Annotated in this window: 18 protein-coding genes; 13 read left to right on the forward strand and 5 right to left on the reverse strand. The window is 64.0% G+C overall.

All coding sequences use genetic code 11. The features are described 5' to 3' along the window. Window positions 1-12 precede the first annotated feature (12 nt). From H7X47_RS06845 to H7X47_RS06885, 9 genes are all read left to right on the forward strand, one after another. Window positions 13-1,455, forward strand: a complete 1,443-nt coding sequence (locus H7X47_RS06845) for a hypothetical protein (protein ID WP_193367893.1) — start codon at window positions 13-15, stop codon at window positions 1,453-1,455. After that, window positions 1,449-1,949: a hypothetical protein gene (locus tag H7X47_RS06850; RefSeq protein WP_193367894.1), complete on the forward strand. Its 501-nt coding sequence runs from the start codon at window positions 1,449-1,451 to the stop codon at window positions 1,947-1,949. Before H7X47_RS06845 ends, H7X47_RS06850 begins: the two co-directional genes overlap by 7 nt. Window positions 1,950-1,961: 12 nt before the next feature. Further along, window positions 1,962-2,465 carry an NUDIX hydrolase gene (locus tag H7X47_RS26490; protein WP_367575725.1) on the forward strand — a complete coding sequence of 168 codons (504 nt, stop codon included), beginning with the start codon at window positions 1,962-1,964 and terminating at the stop codon, window positions 2,463-2,465. Window positions 2,466-2,753: 288 nt separating this feature from the next. Beyond that, window positions 2,754-4,649 (forward strand): propionyl-CoA synthetase, encoded by a 1,896-nt coding sequence (locus tag H7X47_RS06860; protein ID WP_193367896.1) that lies wholly within the window; start codon window positions 2,754-2,756, stop codon window positions 4,647-4,649. An 81-nt stretch (window positions 4,650-4,730) separates the two neighbouring features. Beyond that, window positions 4,731-5,429, forward strand: coding sequence for a hypothetical protein (locus H7X47_RS06865; RefSeq protein WP_193367897.1), 699 nt, complete (start codon window positions 4,731-4,733; stop codon window positions 5,427-5,429). Beyond that, window positions 5,413-6,333 (forward strand): HAD family hydrolase, encoded by a 921-nt coding sequence (locus H7X47_RS06870; protein ID WP_367575726.1) that lies wholly within the window; start codon window positions 5,413-5,415, stop codon window positions 6,331-6,333. Before H7X47_RS06865 ends, H7X47_RS06870 begins: the two co-directional genes overlap by 17 nt. Before the next feature lie 20 nt (window positions 6,334-6,353). Beyond that, window positions 6,354-7,145, forward strand: a complete 792-nt coding sequence (locus H7X47_RS06875) for an SDR family NAD(P)-dependent oxidoreductase (protein ID WP_193367899.1) — start codon at window positions 6,354-6,356, stop codon at window positions 7,143-7,145. Window positions 7,146-7,171: 26 nt separating this feature from the next. Further along, window positions 7,172-8,185, forward strand: a complete 1,014-nt coding sequence (locus H7X47_RS06880; protein WP_193367900.1) for an Ldh family oxidoreductase — start codon at window positions 7,172-7,174, stop codon at window positions 8,183-8,185. A 19-nt stretch (window positions 8,186-8,204) separates the two neighbouring features. Continuing rightward, on the forward strand, window positions 8,205-8,864 hold the full coding sequence (locus tag H7X47_RS06885) for a hypothetical protein (protein ID WP_193367901.1): 660 nt from the start codon (window positions 8,205-8,207) through the stop codon (window positions 8,862-8,864). A 35-nt stretch (window positions 8,865-8,899) separates the two neighbouring features. Here the strand turns inward: H7X47_RS06885 and H7X47_RS06890 are convergent, their stop codons facing one another. Beyond that, window positions 8,900-10,453, reverse strand: a complete 1,554-nt coding sequence (locus H7X47_RS06890; RefSeq protein WP_193367902.1) for a peroxidase family protein — start codon at window positions 10,451-10,453, stop codon at window positions 8,900-8,902. Window positions 10,454-10,730: 277 nt separating this feature from the next. On the opposite strand from H7X47_RS06890, the gene H7X47_RS06895 reads away from it, so the two are divergent. Next, a complete protein-coding gene (locus H7X47_RS06895) occupies window positions 10,731-11,363 on the forward strand; it encodes a hypothetical protein (RefSeq protein WP_193367903.1) in 633 nt (210 codons plus the stop codon). Between the two features lie 82 nt (window positions 11,364-11,445). Here the strand turns inward: H7X47_RS06895 and H7X47_RS06900 are convergent, their stop codons facing one another. Together H7X47_RS06900 and H7X47_RS06905 are read right to left on the reverse strand one after the other, a co-directional pair. Beyond that, window positions 11,446-12,096 carry a DUF1013 domain-containing protein gene (locus H7X47_RS06900; protein ID WP_193367904.1) on the reverse strand — a complete coding sequence of 217 codons (651 nt, stop codon included), beginning with the start codon at window positions 12,094-12,096 and terminating at the stop codon, window positions 11,446-11,448. Window positions 12,097-12,289: 193 nt separating this feature from the next. Beyond that, complete coding sequence (locus H7X47_RS06905) at window positions 12,290-13,294, reverse strand: NAD(P)H-quinone oxidoreductase (RefSeq protein WP_193367905.1); 1,005 nt, start codon at window positions 13,292-13,294, stop codon at window positions 12,290-12,292. A 183-nt stretch (window positions 13,295-13,477) separates the two neighbouring features. On the opposite strand from H7X47_RS06905, the gene H7X47_RS06910 reads away from it, so the two are divergent. The 3 genes from H7X47_RS06910 to H7X47_RS06920 are packed head-to-tail and all read left to right on the forward strand — an operon-like array spanning window position 13,478 to window position 16,894. Then, entirely contained in the window at window positions 13,478-13,660 is a 183-nt protein-coding gene (locus tag H7X47_RS06910; protein WP_193367906.1) for a DUF1192 family protein, read from the forward strand. Further along, a complete protein-coding gene (locus H7X47_RS06915) occupies window positions 13,635-15,530 on the forward strand; it encodes a sensor histidine kinase (protein WP_319633549.1) in 1,896 nt (631 codons plus the stop codon). The genes H7X47_RS06910 and H7X47_RS06915 overlap by 26 nt, the downstream gene beginning before the upstream one ends. A gap of 2 nt (window positions 15,531-15,532) precedes the next feature. Continuing rightward, window positions 15,533-16,894, forward strand: coding sequence for a sigma-54-dependent transcriptional regulator (locus tag H7X47_RS06920; RefSeq protein ID WP_193368018.1), 1,362 nt, complete (start codon window positions 15,533-15,535; stop codon window positions 16,892-16,894). On the opposite strand, the gene H7X47_RS06925 is transcribed toward H7X47_RS06920, so the two are convergent. Both H7X47_RS06925 and H7X47_RS06930 read right to left on the reverse strand, forming a co-directional pair. Next, window positions 16,891-18,174, reverse strand: a complete 1,284-nt coding sequence (locus H7X47_RS06925; protein ID WP_193367907.1) for a tetratricopeptide repeat protein — start codon at window positions 18,172-18,174, stop codon at window positions 16,891-16,893. The genes H7X47_RS06920 and H7X47_RS06925 overlap by 4 nt on opposite strands. Window positions 18,175-18,177: 3 nt before the next feature. After that, entirely contained in the window at window positions 18,178-21,105 is a 2,928-nt protein-coding gene (locus tag H7X47_RS06930; RefSeq protein ID WP_193367908.1) for a caspase family protein, read from the reverse strand. Window positions 21,106-21,686 lie beyond the last annotated feature (581 nt).

Genomic DNA, 21,686 nt, shown 5'->3' on the forward strand with positions numbered 1-21,686 from the left:
ATCTAATGTAGGATGGCCACCTTTAGCGTGGCCCAATGTTCCGCCGATGCATTGGCCGCGCTAGAGCGCGGCCATTTTTGTGAGGTCGGCATGACTTTGCCGGACAAGGTTCGTGTATTGGTTACTGGACATACCGGGCTATACAAGCGCGGTGTCTTAGACCGATTCTGCAAGTTTCTGGGTACTGAACTGCCGAACCGAACTGCTGCCCATTACTGTGTCGAGGACTACATCGACGACATGGGCTTGTTCATGACCTTTTCATTAGCTGCACAACAAGAGATTTGGCGCAAAGCTGTCGGAAAGGCTCTTAGCGCATGGCAAAAGGCCAATCCAGCGCCTGACTACACCTTTTTTTCTCTTCATCTGACCTTTCATTGGCATAGCCATGTCTTCTCACCAATGTCGTGGAGGGTCCCAAAGGATACCGGCGATTTTGATGAAGAGACCTGCCTGGAAGATTCATTCATGAGGTACATCCATGGTGTGTACAAGCCACATTATTGCATAAATCTGATCGACGATATCCAAGCCGTTCAAAGTAGAATCAAGCATCATCATTTCCGGCTTCGTGAGCTCTTAAGCTGGCGCGACATCGAAGTGATGATGACCGACTTGGCGGCGAAGCTGGTTGTTCCAGCAGAGTACACGCATGGCGATCAACCAAGTTTTCAATTTGAACGAAGCCCTGTTATTCCCATTCGCCATCCTCCGAAGATGCTAGCGCGATATCTCTTTGAACCTGAAGTTCCACGGATCTATGCCTCCTTTCCGATAGGATCTCCACGTCGCCTGGAGGATTCTTCAGAGCGGAGTAGAGCGATGGCCGAAATAGATGACTTTCGGAACACACTCCACAGCTCTTATTGCGTTTTTGATCCCTTGACGATCGACGAACTGCCTCTTCGAGATTTGCTAAGACGGCATCAACAGAGTGCTGCCGCGAAAGTGGAACTCACTGAGTCCGATCAATGGCCAATACCGGGGCTACAGACGTTGTGTGGAGAGGACCGTAGCAAACATGAGATGAGCAAGGATGAACTCGTTGAGGTGGCTGGTCCTATGTCCCGAGGTGCGAAGAGCGAGTTAGCTCGACAAGTGGAGGGACGCGACTTTCGATTAATTGATCAATCAGATTGTGTGGTCGTCTACCGGCCAACATACAACACAAAAGCCTGGGGTGAGGAGCCATGGAAGTGGAGTACGGGTACTTACCATGAGGCAATGCGAGCGCGCGAGACTGGTAAGCAGCTCTTCGTTATTCGCGACCCCGCGTGTGACAACGAACTGACAGCACCAAACATAGGTATTGAGTTGACGCCGAGTCAGGTTTTTGAAGGCCAGCCGAACTTGAACGACCCAGAAAACAGAAAGAAGGTGCTCACTCAATTGATGGAAGAGTTGGATAGGCGCAGGGAAACGATGATTTCACGCAGGCGCTCAAGCGAATGCTAGGCGATCTGTTTTGGACGGATAAGGGGGAGGAGCATCCGATGGTGGATACTTCAACTGATTATCAAGTGGTGGCACGGGATCTGGCGTGGAAGTGGTTTGAGTACCATGCTGGTCAGCGTTTGGCTGTATTTCGCTTCTTCCTGCTCGTTATAGCCTTCATATCCGCAGGCTATGTGTCATCGTTGTTGGCGAAGGAGCACTTAGTTTCAGGGATTTTGGCATTAGTCCTCCTGGTTTCTACTTTTCTCTTTTATCGCCTCGATAGACGCAACCGTGCTTTGGTGAAGATCTCAGAGGCATATCTCAAGGATGATCAGGCGGAATTGGCTCAGCAACTTGGGAAGTCGGGGATCAAGCTCATTGAAATATCTGATGACGAAAAAGAATATCGTTCGCTCTGCTCGTTTAGCCAGATCAACAAGGCGATATTTGCTTTAGTCGGAGCCTTCGGCGCTGTTGGCCTGATCATATCTGCCCTTAAGTCTTGCTGGTAGTCTATCCTGTCGGTGTGCGACAACGACTCTTGCTGGGCGAGTCAATTGAAAGAATGTGATCACACTAGCGTCGGTATCCTTGTCTGGAGAAATGACAAGTTGCTCCTTATTGAGCGGAAGAGGCCACCATATGGTATGGCGCCGCCGGCTGGCCATGTTGACGGTCATGGTTCCTATATGGACGCAGCGATTGCTGAACTCCGGGAAGAAGTAGGTCTCAGTTTGAGGCGGCTTTCGCTTATTGTTGAGGGAAGGAAAGACAATCCATGCAGAAGAGTGTCTGGTAATTGGCACTATTGGAAAGTCTACAGAGGTGAGGCGATTGGTAGAGTGAGTCCGAGTTCCATAGAAACTAAAAGCTATCGATGGGTCAGTGTGCCCCAGTTGCGTGAACTCGCTCATCGGACCCAGCAGTACTTGTCAGGGCAAGTCTCCGAGACCTCATGGCGACAGAATCCTGGACTAGAGCCTGTATGGTTGGATTGGCTGACAGAGATAGAAGTTTTAAAGTCATAGAGCTAGAACGTGGCAGAGTTCAGTGCTCAGTTCTCCATCCCGCTTGACCTAAATCACAGCCCCCCACCCCACTCTCCGATAGGCTTTTTTTCGCGGGATTCCGGGACTATTCTCGGATCCAACGACGGGTGGGCCGCGGATTTCCGCGGCGGGCAGCCGCCCGCACAGAGGTGCTATCTGGGGCCGAGCCTCCGGCATATCCTTCGAGACGCCTTGCTGCGCAAGGCTCCTCAGGATGAGGGCGGAGGGCGGCTTTACGGCTGAGCGCATAGAGGGAGTGACGTGACCATGGGGCGTTTCGATGAGGTCTATCAGGCCGCCAAGGCGGATCCTGAGGGGTTCTGGGGCCAGGCGGCGGAGGAGATCCACTGGATCGAGAAGTGGGACAAGGTCCTGGACGACTCGGACCCGCCCTACTACCGCTGGTTTGCCGGCGGCACCCTGAACACCTGCTACAATGCCGTCGACCGCCACGTGAAGGACGGGCGCGGCGACCAGGCGGCCATCATCTACGACAGCCCGGTCACCGACACCGTCAGCCACCTGACCTACAGGCAGCTCCAGGACGCCGTGGCCAAGTGCGCCGGGGCCCTGGCCGCGCGCGGGGTCGAGAAGGGCGACCGGGTCATCATCTACATGCCCATGGTGCCCGAGGCGCTCATCGCCATGCTGGCCTGCGCAAGGCTTGGGGCCATTCACTCCGTCGTCTTCGGCGGCTTCGCGGCCAACGAGCTGGCGACCCGCATCGACGACGCACGGCCCAAGGCCATCCTCTCCGCCTCCTGCGGCATCGAGGTGAACCGCGTCATCCCCTACAAGCCGCTGCTGGACGCCGCCATCCAGATGGCGATCCACAAGCCGGAGTTCTGCCTCCTGCTGCAGCGCCCGCAGGAGCAGGCGGAGATGACCGCCGGGCGCGACCACGACTGGAACGAGGCCGTGGATGCTGCCGAACCGCACGACTGCGTGCCGGTGGCCGCCACCGACCCGCTCTACATCCTCTACACCTCCGGCACCACGGGCCAGCCCAAGGGCATCGTGCGCGACAACGGCGGCCACGCGGTGGCGCTCAAGTGGTCGATGAAGAACATCTACAACATCGATCCGGGCGAGGTGTACTGGGCGGCCTCCGACGTCGGCTGGGTGGTCGGCCACTCCTACATCTGCTACGCCCCGCTGCTACACGGCGCGACCACGGTGATCTACGAGGGCAAGCCGGTCGGCACCCCGGACCCGGGCGCCTTCTGGCGGGTCATCGAGCAGCACAAGGTGGTCAGCCTCTTCACCGCGCCCACGGCCTTCCGCGCCATCCGCCAGCAGGACCCGGAGGCCGAGCACCTGGCCAGGTACGACCTCTCGCAGTTCCGCGTGCTCTACCTGGCGGGCGAGCGCTGCGACCCCGACACCCTGGAGTGGGCGCTGGAGAAGCTGCAGGTGCCGGTCATCGACCACTGGTGGCAGACCGAGACCGGCTGGTCCATCGCCGCCAACTGCATGGGCATCGAGTATCTTCCCGTCAAACCGGGCTCGCCGACGCGCCCCGTGCCGGGCTGGGACCTGCGGGTGCTGGACGCCGACGGCAAGGAGGTCCCGGCCGGGACCATCGGCGCCCTGGCCGGCAAGCTGCCGATGCCGCCGGGCTGCTTCCCGACGCTGTGGAACGCCAAGGAGCGCTACCACAACGCCTACCTGAAGAACTTCCCCGGCTACTACGAGACGGGGGACGCCGGCATCATCGACGAGGACGGCTACGTCCACGTCATGGCGCGCACCGACGACATCATCAACGTCGCCGGCCACCGGCTCTCGACCGGCGCCATGGAGGAAGTCCTGGCCGCCCACCCGGACGTGGCCGAGTGCGCCGTCATCGGCGTCGCCGACCAGCTGAAGGGCCAGCTGCCGGTCGGTTTCCTGGTGCTGAAGGCCGGCGCCGACTCCTCCAACGAGGTGACCAAGGAAGTGGTGCAGATGGTGCGCGACCGCATCGGCCCGGTGGCCGCCTTCAAGTCCGCCGCCGTGGTCAAGCGCCTGCCCAAGACCCGCTCCGGCAAGATCCTGCGCGCCACCATGCGCCAGATCGCCGACGGCGCCGAGGTCAAGGTGCCCGCCACCATCGACGACCCGGCCATCCTGGACGAGATCAAGGAGACCCTCGCCAGCATCGGCTACCCGAAGGCAAGTTGACACACTGGCTATAAGAACTTCTACTTCTGGTGGAGACGCTATTTGCTTAAGCGTCGAGAGCTAGGAGAGTGAGGTGACTAAATGGCCAGTATCGAGAATGAATCCTTGGCAGTTGCTTCATATGAGATTGGGACATCAGATGAAGAACGAAGGTTGTATGTCCAAATCTGGCAGAAAGCTGTTGATACGCAAATGCACTTCAATGAGATGGCAGTGAAGTCTCGACAACTGGGGCTTACGTTTGTTGCGGCGGCTTTGGGTGTCGGCATCGTTTTGCTCAGTCGCGGAAACGATTTCGCGCTACCGGTTCCTTGGGACAACCTTGAGTTCCAAGTCCATGTCTCGGCTCTGATAGTTTTTGCATCTGCTCTGGCGCTATGGGCGGTGAGCATATTTGACCTCAACGTCTATCATAAGATGCTGAGAGGAGCCGTGACATTCGGCGAAGACTTCGAGCAAGTCTATATGAAGGAAATATTCGATCTTGAGAAGGGCATGACTCAAGCGATCTCCCATTACAACCGGTTCAGCGATGCTAAGAAGGAGCTTGTAGACGGAAAGTATCAATACTCAGGCAAACGAGAGACGACAGCCGAGTCTAAAATTCGAAGCTTCTATCGAGTTACCATTGGTGCGCTGTTCGCTGTCACGATCGGCTTATTCGTTGTGACAAACTGGTCGCCGATGATGGTGATAACGGGCTTCGATAACGTCTCAAACGCCGAACAAATGAGCGACACAGAAATGAATGGTGCAAACTCAGATGAGCCAAGTCGCTAAGAAGCTCCTTGTCTGTGACTTGGACAACACGCTGTACGATTGGGTTGGGTTTTTCGTCCCGTCCTTCTACGCAATGGTCGACAAGGCTGTAGAGATAATTGGCTGCGATAGAGATGCGTTACTAGACGATCTAAAAGCGGTCCATCAGCGGCACCACGATTCTGAACATCCATTCTCCTTGCTAGAAACGTCTATTGTTCGCGAGAGGTTTACAGGCAAGTCAATGGATGAGGTCGCTCGGCTCCTAGACCCTGCTTTCCACGCTTATAATTCTACAAGAAAAAAGACTCTCAAACTGCATCCAGGTATTCCCGAGGCACTTGATCAACTAAACCGCTCGGGCGTGAGGGTTGTGGCGCACACCGAGAGCAAGCTATACGCGATTGTGAGCCGGTTCAGGCTGCTCGGGCTGACGAACTCCTTTTCAAGGATTTATTGTCGCGAGAGGAGTATCTCGCAACACCTTGGAGTGGGGACTGATGACAAATTCCTCGAAGATTTTCCAATGAACCGAGTTGTTGAGCTGTCTAAGCATCAGACAAAGCCAAACGTAGATGTGCTCCTGGAAATTTGTAGTAGAGAAGGTGTGCGGCCATCGTCTTCAGCGTATGTCGGCGATAGCATGGCGCGGGATATGTTGATGGCGAAACAGGCGGGAGTGTTTGCGATTTGGGCAGCTTATGGCGCCAAACATGACCCGAAAGAGTACAATAAGTTGGTGCGGATCTCGCATTGGACTACAGAAGATGTAAGGCGGGAAAAAAGCCTAAAACTAGCTGCTGAGCAGGTTCGGCCTGACTTCGTTGCCCGCGGCTCATTTTCCGAGGTATTGCCGGTGATCCTGCTTGGCAACAATGGCAGTCGAGACGTCCATTCGGATGCAAGGGCGTCTCATTCAAGATAGCTTCTAAGGGGACCAGAATTATGCGCGTGAAGGACCAGGTCGTCGTGATCACCGGCGCGGCGGCGGGGATCGGTTATGGCTGCGCCCGGCGCTTCGCCGCCGAGGGCGCCAAGGTGGTGCTCTCCGACATCGACGCGGAGAAGGGCAAGGCGGCCCTGGAGAGCCTGAAGGGCGAGGGCGCCGAGGCCGTCTTCGTCGCCTGTGACGTCGGCGACAAGGCCCAGGTCGAGGCGCTGATCGCCGAAGCCGTGAAGGCCTTCGGGCGCATCGACTGCCTGGTCGCCAATGCCGGCATCGTGAAGGGCGCCGACTTCCTGGATTTCACGGAGGAGGATTTCGACGCGGTGATCCGCGTGAACCTGAAGGGCGTCTTCCTCTGCGGCCAGGCGGCGGCGCGGCAGATGGTGCAGCAGGGCCCCCGTGCGGACGGCACCAGCGGGACCATCGTCAACATGTCCTCCGTCAACGCCGTGATGGCGATCCCGACCATCACGCCCTACTGCGTCGCCAAGGGCGGGGTGAACCAGCTCACCCACGTCATGGCGCTGGCCCTGGCCGACAAGGGCATCCGCGTGAACGCCGTCGGCCCCGGCTCCATCAACACCGAGATGGTGCGCGCGGTGAACAACGATCCGGCGGCCTGGAACAGGCTCATGTCGCGCACCCCCATGGGGCGTCTGGGCGAGCCGGAGGAGATGGGCAACGTCGCCGTCTTCCTGGCCTCTTCGGATTCCAGCTACGTCACCGGGCAGACGATCTACGCCGACGGCGGCCGCCTGCCGCTGAACTACACCGTGCCCGTGAAGGAATAGTTCCGGCCACCGGGGGGGAGGGCCGGATGGCCGAGATCACCGTCAGCTTCAACGAGGCGCTGGCCGCCGCGGTGGCGGCGCTGAAGGCCGCCGGGGCCTCGCCGGAGCAGGCGGCGGCGACCGCCCGCGCGGTGGTGACGGCCGAGGCCGAGGGCAATCGTGGTGTGGGGTTGAAGCACCTCTTCACCTACGGCGACGCGCTGGCCGCCGGACGTGCCAAGGGCGAGGCCGAGCCGGTCATCGAGGCGGTCACCGAGGTGGTGACCCGCGTCGACGCCGCCGAGGGCCTGCCGCACCTGGGCTTCGAGCGCGCCCTGCCGCGCCTGGCCGAAGGCGCTCGCAAACAAGGTCTCGCCCTGCTGGCGCTCAGCAACGGCTATCCCTGCGGCGCGCTCGGCTATTTCGCGCGCAAGCTGGCCGAGGAGCACGGTCTCGCCGCCCTGGCCGCGGCCAACGCCGGCCCGGCGGTCATGGCGGCCTCCGGCGGCAGGACGCCGGTCTTCTGCACCAACCCCATCGCCTTCGCCGTGCCGACCGGACCCGGCGGGCCGAACGGCGAGGCGCTCCCGGCGCTGGTCATCGACCAGTCGTCGTCCTCCGCCTCCCTGGCCAAGCTCCGCGAGTATGCCGAAGCGGGCCGGGAGATCCCGGAGGGTTGGGGGCTCGACCCCGCCGGCCACCCCACCACCGACGCCCGCGCGGCCCTGGCCGGCAGTCTCTTGCCTTTCGGCGGCGCGCGCGGCGCCAACATCGCCCTCATGGTCGAGATGCTGGCCGCGGGGCTTACCGGCGCCAACTGGTCGAAGGACGCGCCGGCCTACAACAAGGGCAACCGCTCGCCGGGCGCGGGGCTCTTCATCCTCGCGGTCTCACCGCAATCCGGCTTCCATGCACGCCTGCACGACTGGTTCGAGGCGGTGCAAGCCGACGAGGGCGTGCACCTGCCCGGCCTCGCCAAGGGCGAAGCCCTGCACCACGCCCGCCACCGCGGCTTCACTGTCGACGCCGATCTGTGGACGCGGGTGAAGGCGCTGGCTTGAGTAGGGGAGCTACGCCGGCATGATTCTTCGCGATATCCACCTCTACCCCGACTTAGTGGAGTTCAACGGGCACCCTCGCCTTGGTCAATTTCGCGACCGGACGCGTTGCCTGTGTCATTTTGTCGGTAAGCGGGTTGCTCGGGAAAATTTCAAAGCCCCCTTCGGCAGGATCTGTGTGATCGGCAAGAGCAGTCCTGGCGCGGTTTGCTTCGTCAACACGAGCAAAGTGCTCACGGTTGATGTGCCGTTCTCCACCGCCGACTTCGGAAAGCTCGATGATGAGCAGCCGAGCGACTACTTCATCGATTTGCTTCGGCTTGGCCTCGACAAGGTGTGCGGTCAGTATGAGATTCCCCTTGTGGCGTTCCACGAAGCGATCGACGAGTTTCGGGCCGGCGGATACCGGAACGAGTGGATTTGGAAGAGAAAATGCCCGCGTGGACTGGGCCTCACGTTGTCCTTTGACTGTAGTTTGACGATGGACAGCTTTCAGCTTTGGCTGCGCGTCTATCGAAAGGACATACTAGTTCTGGAAGACCAGATAATGAAAACCGTTCCTGACGAGGTTGTTTTTGTTCCGAACTTCAAGAAGCTGGAGATCGCGGGGCCAAAAGTGTCGGTCCTGGCAAACTCGGGCCTGCCTGTCTACAGTCGGGACTTGAGCCCCTTGGTCAATTAAGCAGGAAATGACCAAGTGCCAGTCAGGGCGCCGGCTCAGCGGATCTGGAAGCCGACTTCGGCCTTGTCCGTCACGCCGGTATTGCGCTGGATGAGGTCGGCCAGGCTGTTGGTGTTCTCGATGATCTCGAGGCCTTCCGGTGAGAAGGTCTCGGCGTTGTAGACCCGTTCGGCGAGCAGCGGGTTGGTGAGGGCCTGGGTGAAGGCGTCGTTGGCGACCATGGTCTTCAGCAGCTCGCCCATCATCTCCTTGTCGTCGTAACCCTCGGCGAAGATGCCGACGAACCACTCCAGCTTGTCGATGTCGCCGTAGACCTCTTTCAGCTTCGCCGCCAGGGCCGGGTCGCGGGTCAGTTCCTCGAAGCTCCTGATCGGCTCCTTGCCGTAGTGTTCGCGGTAGGCGTTGTAGGGCGCCAGCGCGCAGCGCCGCGCCATGGCCAGGCTGCTCTCCTTCACCTTCATCAGGAAGTCCGGCGTGTTGCCCAGGCCGATCTTGCCGGCCAGCTGCCGGGAGGCCTCGCGGCAGGCCTGGTCGACGCCGACCTGCAGCAACCAGCCGTTGCCGTGGCGCAGGGCGCTGGAATCCCGCGTCTCGCCGTTGAAGATGACCGTCGAGGGAATGAGGTCGTGCCAGCGGTAGAGCAGGGCGAACTCAACGGCAATCCAGTTGGTGCGGTACCAGCGCTCCTTCTCCGCCATGCCGGGAACCACCATCAGCGGGAAGTCCGCCGGCGCGATGTGGACGATGTAGTCGCCGATGACGATCTTCAGCAGGATCACGATGCAGATGTTGCGCGCGGTCTGGAACAGGCGCTCGTCGTCCCAGTCCGGATGCGCCTTCTGCAGCTCCCCGGCGATGCGGTTGTGCTCGCGCAGGAAAAGCGTGTTCATCAGCGTGTTGCCGAGCGTGGAGTTGCCGTGCTCCAGGCCGACGGCGAAGCTGTTCTTCTTGTGGGCGTCGTCGGCGTTGGCGAAGACGCGGTCGAAGTTCTCTTCGCTGTAGAGCCTCTCGAACTCAGGGCGCAGCACGACTGCGCCGTTGCGTTCCTCGAAGAGCGGTGCGGGAAAGACTTCGCCATTGATCGTCTGGGACTTCAGACGGCCGCCTTCGAAGGCGCGCAGCATGCCGGTCTGAACTTCGCTGATGCCGTAGATCTGGCAGAGGTCGATCTCGTGATTGCTCTCGTTCTCGGCGAAGTCCTGTTCGTCCGGCTTCTTCCACTTGGTGCGCAGGAAGCTGTCGGTGAACCACTGCGCGAAGAAGGGAAACAGCAGGCTGGTGTCGCGGGCGCGCAGGTCGCCCGTTTTCTTGAACAGCTTCAGCACCTCTTCGGCCGGCGGCAGGGCGGCGTTGTAGGCAGGCGCCGCGGGCAGGTGGCGGCCGGAATAGCGCCGGTCGGTCAGCCCGCGCCAGGTCGTGTAGTCCGCGGCCATGGAGAAGGCGCGCGGGCGAAAGCCGGCGGCGTAGGCGTAGGAGTTGATGAGACGCTTGTTCACCAGGCGGTGCAGCGGCGGCACCGCGGCGACGACCTTGAGCGCCGCACCCAGCAGCCGGTCTTTCAGGGAGGTCCCGCCCCTGTCGTCGGCCATTTGCTTTGCCCCCTGTTGTGATCAGAACTTTTCTTATGTGGAGCGCCGCTCGGCGCGGCAAGCACAATTCGGGGGGTTGGGGCGGGGCATCGGGCGACTCTCCTCATGCCGCGCGGAGTAAGTCGCGGCGGCGCATCGGCGACCACTGCTACTCCCAAAGCGCCGGCGCCATTGTGCGAAGCATCACAGAGTATTGCCGCGCGGTCTGACACCTTCGCGCCGCCCGGTTGAGGCGAATCAGTCCGGGGCCTGTCTATCAATCCGGGAGAGAAGATAAATGTCCAAGTTTCGTTTTGCCGCTCTGGCCGCTGGTCTGTTCTGCGCGCTGCCGGCGGCGATGACGGCAGCGGCGCCGGCCCAGGCGCAGGCCGCCCTCAACGCCTTGCAGGCGATCAACGACAAGATCGATGCCCAGGTGGTGCCCTTCAAGGTGGTCATCCCCGGCGGCCTTTGCGACAGCGCCGGGCAGGGCACCTCGACGGCGGAGATTGTCATCGACAGCGACGGCGCCGAGGGCGAGTTCGTCGTCACCAGCATCATCTTCGGCACGACGGTGCCGGGCGTGCCGCTGACGGGCTTCGAGGCTTTCTCAATCAATCACCTGGAAGTCGACGGCGACCGCTTCTATATCCGCAGCGGCAATCTGCTGGGGCCGACCGACGGGTCCGGCGTCTACGAGGCGACCGATATCATGGGTACGCCGTCGCGGCGCAACGGCGACAGCGAGGCGCCGCTCGCCGGCGGTAACTTCCCGCATCAGATCGTCGCGCAGAGCAACGACACCGACGATATCCACATCAACTTCTTCTGCAGTTCCGACGACGACGATCTCAGCTTCGCCAATATCCTGGTCGCCGGCTGGAAGCGCCCGGCCGACACCATCACGGTGACCTACACGCCGGGGAACTGACGGGCGGCGCTGCGCTGCCTGAATGAAAAACCCCTCCTGCGGTGCGCGCAGGAGGGGTTTTTCACTTCCAATGCCCTGGATATCAGCCGCCGCTCTTGGGCAGGCCGAAGTTCTCCAGCGAGAAGGGGTTGTCCGGATCGCCGGCGGGCTCGGGCGCGGGGGCCTCTTCCTGCTCGTACTCCGGCTTGGGCAGGGTGATGCCGGCCTTCTCGGCCGCCTTGCGGGCCTTCTCCACCGCCACGTTCAGGTCGCCCTGGCTGCACAGGCCCAGCAGTACCGGATCGCGCGGGCGGATGTTCGGTGAGTTCCAGTGGGTGCGCTCGCGCACCGCCTGGATGGTGGTCTTGGTGGTGCCGATCAGGCGGGCGATCTGGGAATCCTTCAGCTCCGGGTGATGGCGCACCAGCCAGGCGATGCCGTCGGGCTTGTCCTGGCGCTTGGCCACCGGCGTGTAGCGCGGGCCCTTGGTGCGCTTGGACGGCTGCGGCAGGGTGGTCTTGGCCATGACCAGCCGCGCCGAGGGATCGCCCTCGCAGCGCTGGATCTCCTCGCGGGTCAACTCGCCGCTGGTGATCGGGTCCATGCCCTGGATCCCCACGGCCACCTCGCCGTCGGCGATGCCCTGCACTTCCAGGGCATGCAAGCCGCAGAAATCGGCAACCTGCTCGAAGGTCAGGCCGGTATTGTCGATCAGCCAGACGGCCGTCGCCTTCGGCATGAGCGGTAGTGACATCAGATAATCCTCCTTCCTTCCGACCGGCGCAGTCCCCTGCGCCCGGCCGGCGGCACGTTATTCATGCCGACGTGGGAATACCCCCAATATAGGGCCCAGCCAAGCCGGAATAAAGCTCAGGCCGGTTGTTTGTCCTGAATTTCTCCCGTGGGAGCCCCGGCCAGCCGCAGAGGCGCGGAATCCCGCGATTTTTTTAGTCCAGCGTCAGGACGATCTTGCCGATGTGGCTGGAGGATTCCATCAGCTCGTGGGCCTTGGCGGCCTCGGCCAGGGGGAAGCTGGCGGCCATGACGGGGGCGATCTCTCCGGCCTCCAGCAGGGGCCAGGCCTTCGCCTTCAGGGCTTCGGCCAGGGCCGCCTTCACCGCCACAGGGCGCGCGCGCAGGGTCGAGCCGGTGATGGTCAGGCGCTTCATCATGACGGCGGCGAAGTTGACCTCCGCCTTGGGCCCGCCCAGGAAGGCGATGAAGCTCAGCCGCCCGTCCGGGGCCATGGCCTTGATGTCGCGGGGGATGTAGCTGCCGCCGACCATGTCCAGGATGACGTCGACACCCTTGCCGCCGGTGGCTTCCTTGACCACCTCGACGAAGTCCTCCTCGCGGTAGTTGATGGCGCGGTCGGCGCCCAGGTCCTCGCAGGCCTTCACCTTCTCCGGCGAGCCGGCGGTGGCGAAGACGGTGCAGCCGAAGGCCTTGGCCAGCTGGATCGCCGTGGTGCCGATGCCCGAGGTGCCGCCGTGTACCAGGAAGCTTTCGCCGGGCTTGAGGGCGGAGCGGTCGAAGACGTTGACCCAGACGGTGAAGAAGGTCTCCGGCAGGGCCGCCGCCTGCTCCAGGGAATAACCCTTGGGGAGCGGCAGGCACTGGGGCGCCGGGGCCGCGCAGTACTCGGCATAGCCGCCGCCGGTCACCAGGGCGCAGACCCTGTCGCCGATCTTAGGCTCCGTCACACCGGCGCCCAGGGCGACCACCTCGCCGGCGATCTCCAGGCCGGGGATGTCGGAGGCGCCCGGCGGCGGCGGATAGCTGCCCTGGCGCTGCAGGCAGTCCGGGCGGTTGACGCCGGCCGCGGCCACCTTGATCAGCACCTCGCCCTCGCCCGGCTGGGGGACCGGCCGCTCGGCCGGCTTCAGCACCTCCGGACCGCCGGCCTCGCTGATCTCGATCACCTTCATCGTGGCGGGCAGGCTCTGGCTCATGGGGGCGGCTCCTTGGCTTTAAGGTCTTGCGGTGCGGGGGAAGAATCGCCTTCCTGGAGGTGAGTTAGTATAGTGCCGCCGGGAAAATGAAAAGGGGCCGGGCGGCCCCGAAGCCGCGCCGGTCTGATGGCAAGACCGGCGGAGAACTGCCGATTTGACTGCGAAAACGGGAGGCTGTGACCCATGGATGTGGATGACCTGGAGCCGCGCAAGCAGCAGCCCAAGCCGAAGGATCTGGAAAGCCTGGGCGTGGACGAGCTGGAGGAATACCTGGCCGAGCTGGAAGCAGAGGCCGAACGCGTGCGCGCGAAGATCGCGGCCAAGAAGAGCTACCTGAGCGGTGCCGACTCCCTCTTCAAGAGCTGAGGCGGCCACAGGCCGCAGCCACCTGCGCACGGCCGTGCAGGTCGGCCTGGCGCTGGCCGCCTGCGCGCTGGTCGTCCTGCTGACGCGGACCTGGGCCGAGGACCTGTTCCTGGAGCAGACCCGCGCCCGCGCGGCGGCCAAGCTGGACCTCTACGCCAGCAACCTCTCCGGGGCCCTGGCCAAGTACCAGGCGGTGCCGCGCCTGCTGGCCCTCAACGGCGACGTGGTGGCGCTGTTCCGCCGGGCCGGGGACCCGGAAGCCCAGGCGCGTGCCAACCTGCTGACCGCGACGATCAACGACCTGACCGGCGCCGAGGACACCTACCTCATGGACGCCCAGGGCATGACCTTCGCCGCCAGCAACTGGGACAGCGAGCGCCCCTTCGTCGGGCACAACTTCAGCTACCGGCCCTACTTCCAGCAGGCCATGGAGGGCCGCCTGGGGCGCTACTTCGCGCTCGGCACCACCTCCGGCAAGCGCGGCTACTACTTCGCCTCGCGGGTCTCCGCCCCTAAGGCCGAGGGGGGCGAGGCGCTGGGCGCCGTGGTGGTGAAGGTCAGCCTGGACGACATCGAGGCCGCCTGGACCGCCAGCGAGGAAGACGTCATCGTCACCGACCCCTACGGCGTGATCTTCATCGCCAGCCAGCCGGACTGGCGCTTCCGCAGCCTGGCGCCCCTCGACGACGCGGCGCTGAAGGCCATCGCCGAGAACCGGCGCTACGAGTCGGTGGACCTGCGCCCGCTGGAACTGGAACGCCGCGCGCTCGGCTCCACCGGGGCCGAACTGCTCACCTTCACCGGCCAGGCGGCGCCGGAGGCCGGGGCCGAGTACATCATGGTCGACGAGGAGATGCCGGAGGCGGGCTGGACCCTGCACGTCCTGGCCTCCACCCAGCTGGCGCGATCCCAGACCGTCACGGCGATGGTGGTGGCGGCGCTGGCCTGCGCCATCACCCTGCTGATCGCCACCCTGATCCTGCAGCGCCGCAGCCGCTTCATCGAGCGCATCGAATACCAGCGCCGCGCCTCGGTGGAACTGGAACACCGGGTCGAGGAGCGCACCGCCGACCTGACCGAGGCCAATGTCCAGCTGGAGCGCGAGATCGCCGAGCGCCAGGCCGCGGAGGCCGAGCTGCGCCAGGCCCAGGACGACCTGATCCAGGCCGGCAAGCTGGCGGCCCTGGGCCAGATGTCGGCGGCCCTCAGCCACGAGTTCAACCAGCCCCTGGCGGCCATCCGCTCCTACGCCGACAACGCCCAGCTGCTCATCGAACGCAACCGCGAGGCCGAGGCCTGCGGCAACCTGAAGCTCATCAAGGACCTGACCGCGCGCATGGCGGAGATCAGCAAGCACCTCATGACCTTCGCGCGCAAGCCGCGCAGCGAGCTCAGGCCCGTGGTGCTGGCGGAGGTGCTGGACGACACCCTGGATTTCCTGCGCATCCGCCTGGAGCGGGCCGGCGCCGAGGTCACGCTCGACCAGCCCGACTGCGGCCTGACGGTGCGGGCGGGGCGCGTGCGCCTGCAATCGGTGATCCTGAACCTCGTCTCCAACGCCCTCGACGCCATGCAGGGGCAGGCGGCGCCGAAGCTGGAGATCACGGTAGCCGAAGTGGGCGAGCGGGTGACGATCACCCTGCGCGACCATGGTCCGGGCATTCCCGCCGGGCAGATCGGGCGTATCTTCGATCCCTTCTTCACCACCAAGGAAGTGGGTGAAGGGCTCGGCCTGGGACTCTCCATCTCCTACAACATCATGAAGGACTTCGACGGCACCCTGCGCGCCGAGAACCATCCCGAAGGCGGGGCGGTCTTCATCATCGACCTGCCGCTGCTGCCGGCCGCGGCTTTGAGGGTCTCCGCGTGAGCATGGAGGAAGGTCAGGTCCTCTTCGTCGACGACGAGGAACCCCTGCGCCACGCGGTGCAGCAGGGCCTGGAGCTCTGCGGCCACAAGACCACCTGCTTCGCCGCGGCCCGCCAGGCCGAGGCGCGCCTCAGCCGAACCCTCTACGGCGTGCTGGTCACCGACATCAAGATGCCCGACATGGACGGCCTCGCCCTGCTGCGCCGGGCGCTGGAGATCGACCCGGCCCTGCCGGTGGTGCTGGTGACCGGCCACGGCGACGTGCCCCTGGCGGTGGAGGCCATGCGCGCCGGCGCCTACGACTTCATCGAGAAGCCCTTCGACACCTCGCACCTGGCCAGCGTCGTGGCGCGGGCGCTGCAGACCCGCCGCCTGGTGCTGGAGAACCGCGTGCTGCGCCAGGAACTGGAGGAAAGCCGCGCCGGGCTGGAGGCCCGCCTGGTCGGCCGCAGCCCCGCCATGGAGCGGCTGCGCGGCCAGGTGAAGGCCCTGGCCGACACCGACGCCGACGTGCTGGTGGTGGGGGAGACCGGCAGCGGCAAGGAGGTCGTGGCCCGCGCCCTGCACGACTTCGGCGCCCGCAGCAAGGGCCCCTTCGTCGCCATCAACTGCGGCGCCGTGCCCGCCGACATCATCGAGAGCGAGCTCTTCGGCCACGTCGCCGGCGCCTTCACCGGCGCCCAGAAGGCGCGCACCGGCAAGCTGGAGTTCGCCGACGGCGGCACCGTGCTGCTGGACGAGATCGAGTCCATGCCGCCCGATCTGCAGGTGAAGCTGCTGCGCGCCATCGAGACCCGCAGCATCGAGCGCCTGGGCTCCAACACCCCGGTGCCGCTCGACATCCGCTTCGTGGCGGCCAGCAAGGCCGACCTGGCCGAGGCCTGCCGCGAAGGCCGCTTCCGCGAGGATCTCTACTACCGTCTCAACGTGGTCTCGCTGACCATCCCGCCGCTGCGCGAACGGCGCGAGGACATTCCGCTGCTGTTTCATCACCTGGCGCGCGAGGCGCGGGCGCGCTACCGCCGCGAGATCCCGGAGCTCGACGGCGCGCTGCTGGCGGCGCTCGCCTCCTATGACTGGCCCGGCAACGTGCGCGAGCTGAGGAATGCCGCCGACCGCTTCGTGCTGGGCCTGGAGGACGTGGTGCCCGGCCTCTCCGCGGCGGCGGTGGGCCCCGCCGAAGGGCCGCTGCCGGAGCGCCTGGAGGCAGTCGAAAAATCGATCCTGGAGGCCGAGCTGCGCCGCCACAACGGCAGCCTCAAGGCCACCTACGAGGCCCTCGGCCTGTCGCGCAAGACCCTCTACGACAAGCTGCAGCGCCACGGCCTGAAGCGCGAGGACTTCGTGGGGAGCGAGGAAGGCTAGTCCGTGTTGCCGGCCCGGGAAGCTGCCTCGATAAGCATCGCCCGGAAGCCGTCCAGATCCTGGCGGCGGGCGGGGTAGCGGTCCTTCAGAAAGGCGATCTCTGCCTGCATCAGCTTGGACACCTGCGGTAGGAAGCGCGGCGCGGCGGCCCAGTCCTGAATCAAAGCGCGAGCCTCCTGCTTACGGCCCAGCAGGGCCGCCGAAAGCCCTGCCGATACATCGAGGAAGGCGAGCTTCTCCTCGCGCGCCGAAAGGGTCTCCGTCGTATCCGCGATCACGATCAGCCAGCCGGGGTCGTTCTTGCCGCCCTTGGTGAAGAGGCGGTTTCTGTTCTCCTCCGTCGCCAGGTAAGCCCTGGTCTGGCGCAGGGCGTTATAGCTCTCGGCGTAGCGCTCTTCGGCGCGCAGCGTCAGGCAGAGTTCCGCAATGGGCGCGAGGCGGTCGGGATCCAGCCTGGCCACCTCCAGGAAGAAGGTGATGGCGTCCTCGTGCCTGGCGACGAGCCGCAGCGCCGAGGCGAGGTTCGCCAGGTAGTCCGGGTTTTCCGGGTAAAGCTCGTGGGCGCGCCGGTAGCGCGCCTCCGCGCCGGCGAAATCGCCGGCATCGTAGGCGATGTGACCCAGGCCCAAGACCGCGTGCGCAAGGGTCGGGCGCGCCGCCAGCGCGGCGTCGTAGGCCGAGGTGGCCGCGGAGGAATCGCCGGACCAGCGATAGAAGTCGCCCAGGTAGGCCAGAACATGGGGATCGTGGACTTGGGGCTCGGAGGAAGCATCAGAGTCCGCCGCCGTTTCGCCGAAGAGGGAGACTACGCGCGTCTTGAAAACGCTGGGGCTGTATTCCGCGAAGGCGTCCTGCTTGAAGAGTTCGGCCGTCCTGATGGCAAGCGCGGCAGGGATGCTGTCCACGGAGATCACCTGTGCGGCCTTGAACTCGGCGAGGGCGTCGTCCTGCAGCCCCTGGTCCAGCAGTTTGTAGCCCAGTTCCAGGTGCCGCCGCGTCAGGTCCTCCCGGTACTCGTGCATCCGCAGCTCGGCGGAGACCTTCCGGTCCTCGGCGGCGATCTTCTTGAAGTAGTAGAGGGGAGAGGCGCCCTCGTAGGCGATGGCGCCGAAGAAGCTGACGGCGGAGAGCAGCAGGACGGTAAGCGGCCAGTTGGTCAGGAAGAACCCGCCGACTTTGACGAGCCCGCTCCTGGCGGGCGCCTCATCGGCTTTGGTCTCTGTGGCGGCTGCGACGATCCGGGCGATCTGTTCGATTTCTTCCTCGGACAGCTTGGACATCGCTTATTCGGCATCCTTCGCAAAGATGAACTCGAGCTTGCCGCTGACGGTCCCCATCGGCACCTGGGCCCGCCCGAAGACCTGCTTGGAGAGTTTCGGCACCTCTTCGCTGAGGTAGCTGTTCAACTCGCCGATATCGACCAGCTCGTTGCCGTTGCCGAAGCGCTTGTCCGACTCCGCGACGGCCTTCAGCAGCACCCAGGTGAAGAGGCCGTGCCCTTGGTAGCCCTCCAGAGCTTCCTGGCGGGCGCTGGAGGCGGCGAGCACCGCGCGGCCGGACTGGCGCATCAGCCGGTCGATGGCGAACTTGGTCTTTGCGCCGCGCGTCTGCGCCAGGGCCAGCTGGCTGGTGCCCACCGGCGAGAAGGCGCCCGATTCGCAGGTGTCGAGGATGATCAGGCTCTTGGTGGTGTTGATGCCGGCGAGGAACTCGATGATCTGTTCCTCGGCGATGCTCGCCTCGCGCAGCGCGTCGCTGTTCGTGAAGCGCGCTTCCTGCGGCACGAAATGGTAGCGGCCGTCGGTTGCAAATCCGTGCCCCGCTATATAAAGCACGAAGACATCGCTCGGCTGCACCTCGCGTGCGAGCGTCTCGAAGGTCTCCTTGATCTTCGCCTTGGTCGCGTCTTCATCCAGCAGGGGAACGACCTTGATCTGCTGGTAGAGCCCGCGGCCTTGGGATTCCAGCATCTTTCCGACGCGCTCCGCATCGTCGCGCGCCCACATGAGGCCGAGCGAACTGTCGAAATAGTCGTCGATGCCGATGACCAGGGCATAGAGCTTCGGGGGGCGGTAGCGCGGATCGTCGATGCAGACTGTCTGGGTGACGCTGGGTGAACGCAACGCCCCGTCGGCCGTTTCGGCATAGACCTCGATGCGGTTGCATACCTCTCCCGGCAGTGTTGGATCCAGCGTAAGAGGCTGGGTCAGCACCACGCTGCGGCGGTCGCGGCGGGCGGCCCGGGCGCCCGGCCTGGCGATGCGCACGCCGTTGACGATGTAGACCAGCTCCAGGTCTTGCTGATCCGGCCCCTCGATCCGGATTTCGCTCTCGAAGTCGATGCGGTTGTGATCGACGTGTTCGGGGCCGACCAGGGTGATTCTCGGCGCCTGCCGCTTCCGGAGCAGGTCGTCGACGGGGCCGAGCGCGGCGACCGCCGCAGCGATCACTTCCTCGTCTCCGGCGAGGCGCGCGGCGATCAGGTCCGGCCGGAAATAGTGCTCCGCCAGTTGCTCGACCGCGACCACTTCGGGCAGGCGGTCGGCGCCGCGGTTGATGATGTACTGCAGCAGGCTCGACCCGTTGGCGGAGGCCGTGAAGAAGCCCTCGGGCATCCAGGCGACCCAGCGTCCGTCGGGGTGGACGAAGGCGCGCAGCAGCTCGCGGCCGTCTTCCACCGTGAACCATCGCAGGGTGCCGTCGCCCATGCCGACGACGGCGACCTGCCGGGCCTGCGCGACCGTGACGGCCCAGGTTACCGTGTCCTGCTTGGTCCCCCAGATCTGCCGGCCCGTGGCGTCGAAGGCGCGCAGCGAGTAGTCGGTGCCGAGCAGGAAGCGTTGCTGGCCGGGGACGATGGCAATCGAGCGCGCGGTTTCGAAGGGCTCCAGGTCCAGCAGGCGGTCGTTCAGCGTCGGCTCGGTGGTGTTGATCCAGTTTTCGATGTCCATTCCGGTCTCGAGGGCCGGTGCCAGTTTGTGCCAGGGCAGCGCTTCGGGGCTAAATTCTCCGGCGGAGAGGTCGAGCACCGCACGGTCCTCGCCCCAGGTCAGGAAACCGAACTCGACGACGTCGCCGGTCGCGGAGACGCGCAGGCTGCGTCCGTCGGTTTCCCGCTGGCCTCTGAAGTCGGCTTTCTCTCCGCGGACCGCCCAGTCGACCTGTCCCGCCGGGTCGAGACGCGCCACGAGAGAATCGTGGGCCGAGACCAGCAGGTCACCACCCTTCAAGAAGGTGAGATCGACCACGGTATCGGTGGCGCCCGCATCGACGACCTGCATCGGCCCTCGGCCGGCGTCGTCCCAGCATATTACCGGGTTCTCGTCGCCGGTCAGCGATCGCCCGGCGGCGCAGAGCCGCGACCCGTCCTGGGACCAGACGGCCTTGAACAGGCTCGACGTTTCCACCTGCAGAGTGTCGGTGAAGGCCAGGTGGCTGAGGTCCGCTGCCGAGAGGATTTCAACGACCGGCACATCGTCGTAACCGACGGCGATCTCTTCGCCGTCGGGGGAGAAGCGGGCTGTGAAGGGATAGCGGCCGGAATCGCCCTGCTTCCGCAGGACCAGGTTCAACGCCGCGTCGTAGAGGCGGAGGTCGCCGTCGTCGGAGGTCGCGATCAGGCGGCCGTCCTTGGCGATGTCGATGGAATAGGAACTGTCGCCATAGTCGCTGTCCCGCCGGATCTCCGTCCAGCCGGACGTTTCGTAAAGGCGAACTCCGTGCGCGCCCCAGAGCGACGCCGCCAGGCGGCTGCCGTCCGCCGAGATCGTCAGGTCGATGGCCATGTCCGGCAGGTCTTCGATCACATGGATCTGCGTGCCGCTCGCGCGGTCCAGGATGTAAATCCGGTGATCGTCACCGAGGGTGCCCGTCAAGCCGCCCGCGGCGATCCATTGACCGTCCGGTGAAATCGCCACGGAAAAAATCTGGCCGAGCTTTCTCGGGCCAAGCGGCACGCGCAGGGTTGAGATCAGCTGCCCTGTTGCCGCTTCCCAGATCCTGATGGATTTGTCGTCCGATCCCGTGACGATCCAGCGTTCCGCCTGGTCGGTGGACATGCTCCGGATCGGTGCCCCATGCGCGCCGATTTCCACCACCGCGACCGGGTTCTCCGGGAACTGCGGCTCCGCCTGGCTCGCGGGAGCGGCCAGCAGGGCAATCAGAAAAAGGATAAGGTTCTTAACGTCCGAGTGGAGCATCGCGGATAGCATCTCGCCTCCATGCCGCAATGGACGATCCGCGATGATATCACAGATTTGCGGGCCTACTCTAATTTGTGCGCTGCGCAGATTTGCCGTTGGGACTCAGGCGGACCATGCCGGCCGCCGGCTGCAGGTTCTTCGTGCTGATTTCTGTTGTTTCCTCTCCATTGCAGGAGGGACCGGTCGCAGCCTTTCCGCCCGCCGGCCAGCTATCCGTGCATAAAAGAATCCTGTTCGCCGATCGCGCGGAAGAATACTGCACTGCACAAATTTTTCTTGAAATGCCATCGTGGTTAAAGAATTCTTAACTGTGCACTGCAAAAAGTGCAGCGTTTAGGGAGGTGCGCTCAACGAAACCCGCAAGAGGGAAGTTTCGAGATGCAGCACCCAAAGCTGGGCCTTTTGTTGTTCGGTTTGTTTTTCCTGGCGGGCGCCGTCTGCGCGCCCTCTGCCGCGCCGCACGCCGCGCCGGCATCCCAACACCAACCGCCACAAACACCCCACGGCCGGGCCGGTGTCACCACGGCCGCTTTGCCTCTTTCCCGCTTCTCCCCTCCCTCGCAGCGGCCCGCCGCTTTACCGCTGTCCGG

The sequence above is a fragment of the Pelagibius marinus genome (assembly GCF_014925385.1).
Classification (GTDB): Bacteria; Pseudomonadota; Alphaproteobacteria; order Kiloniellales; family Kiloniellaceae; genus Pelagibius; species Pelagibius marinus.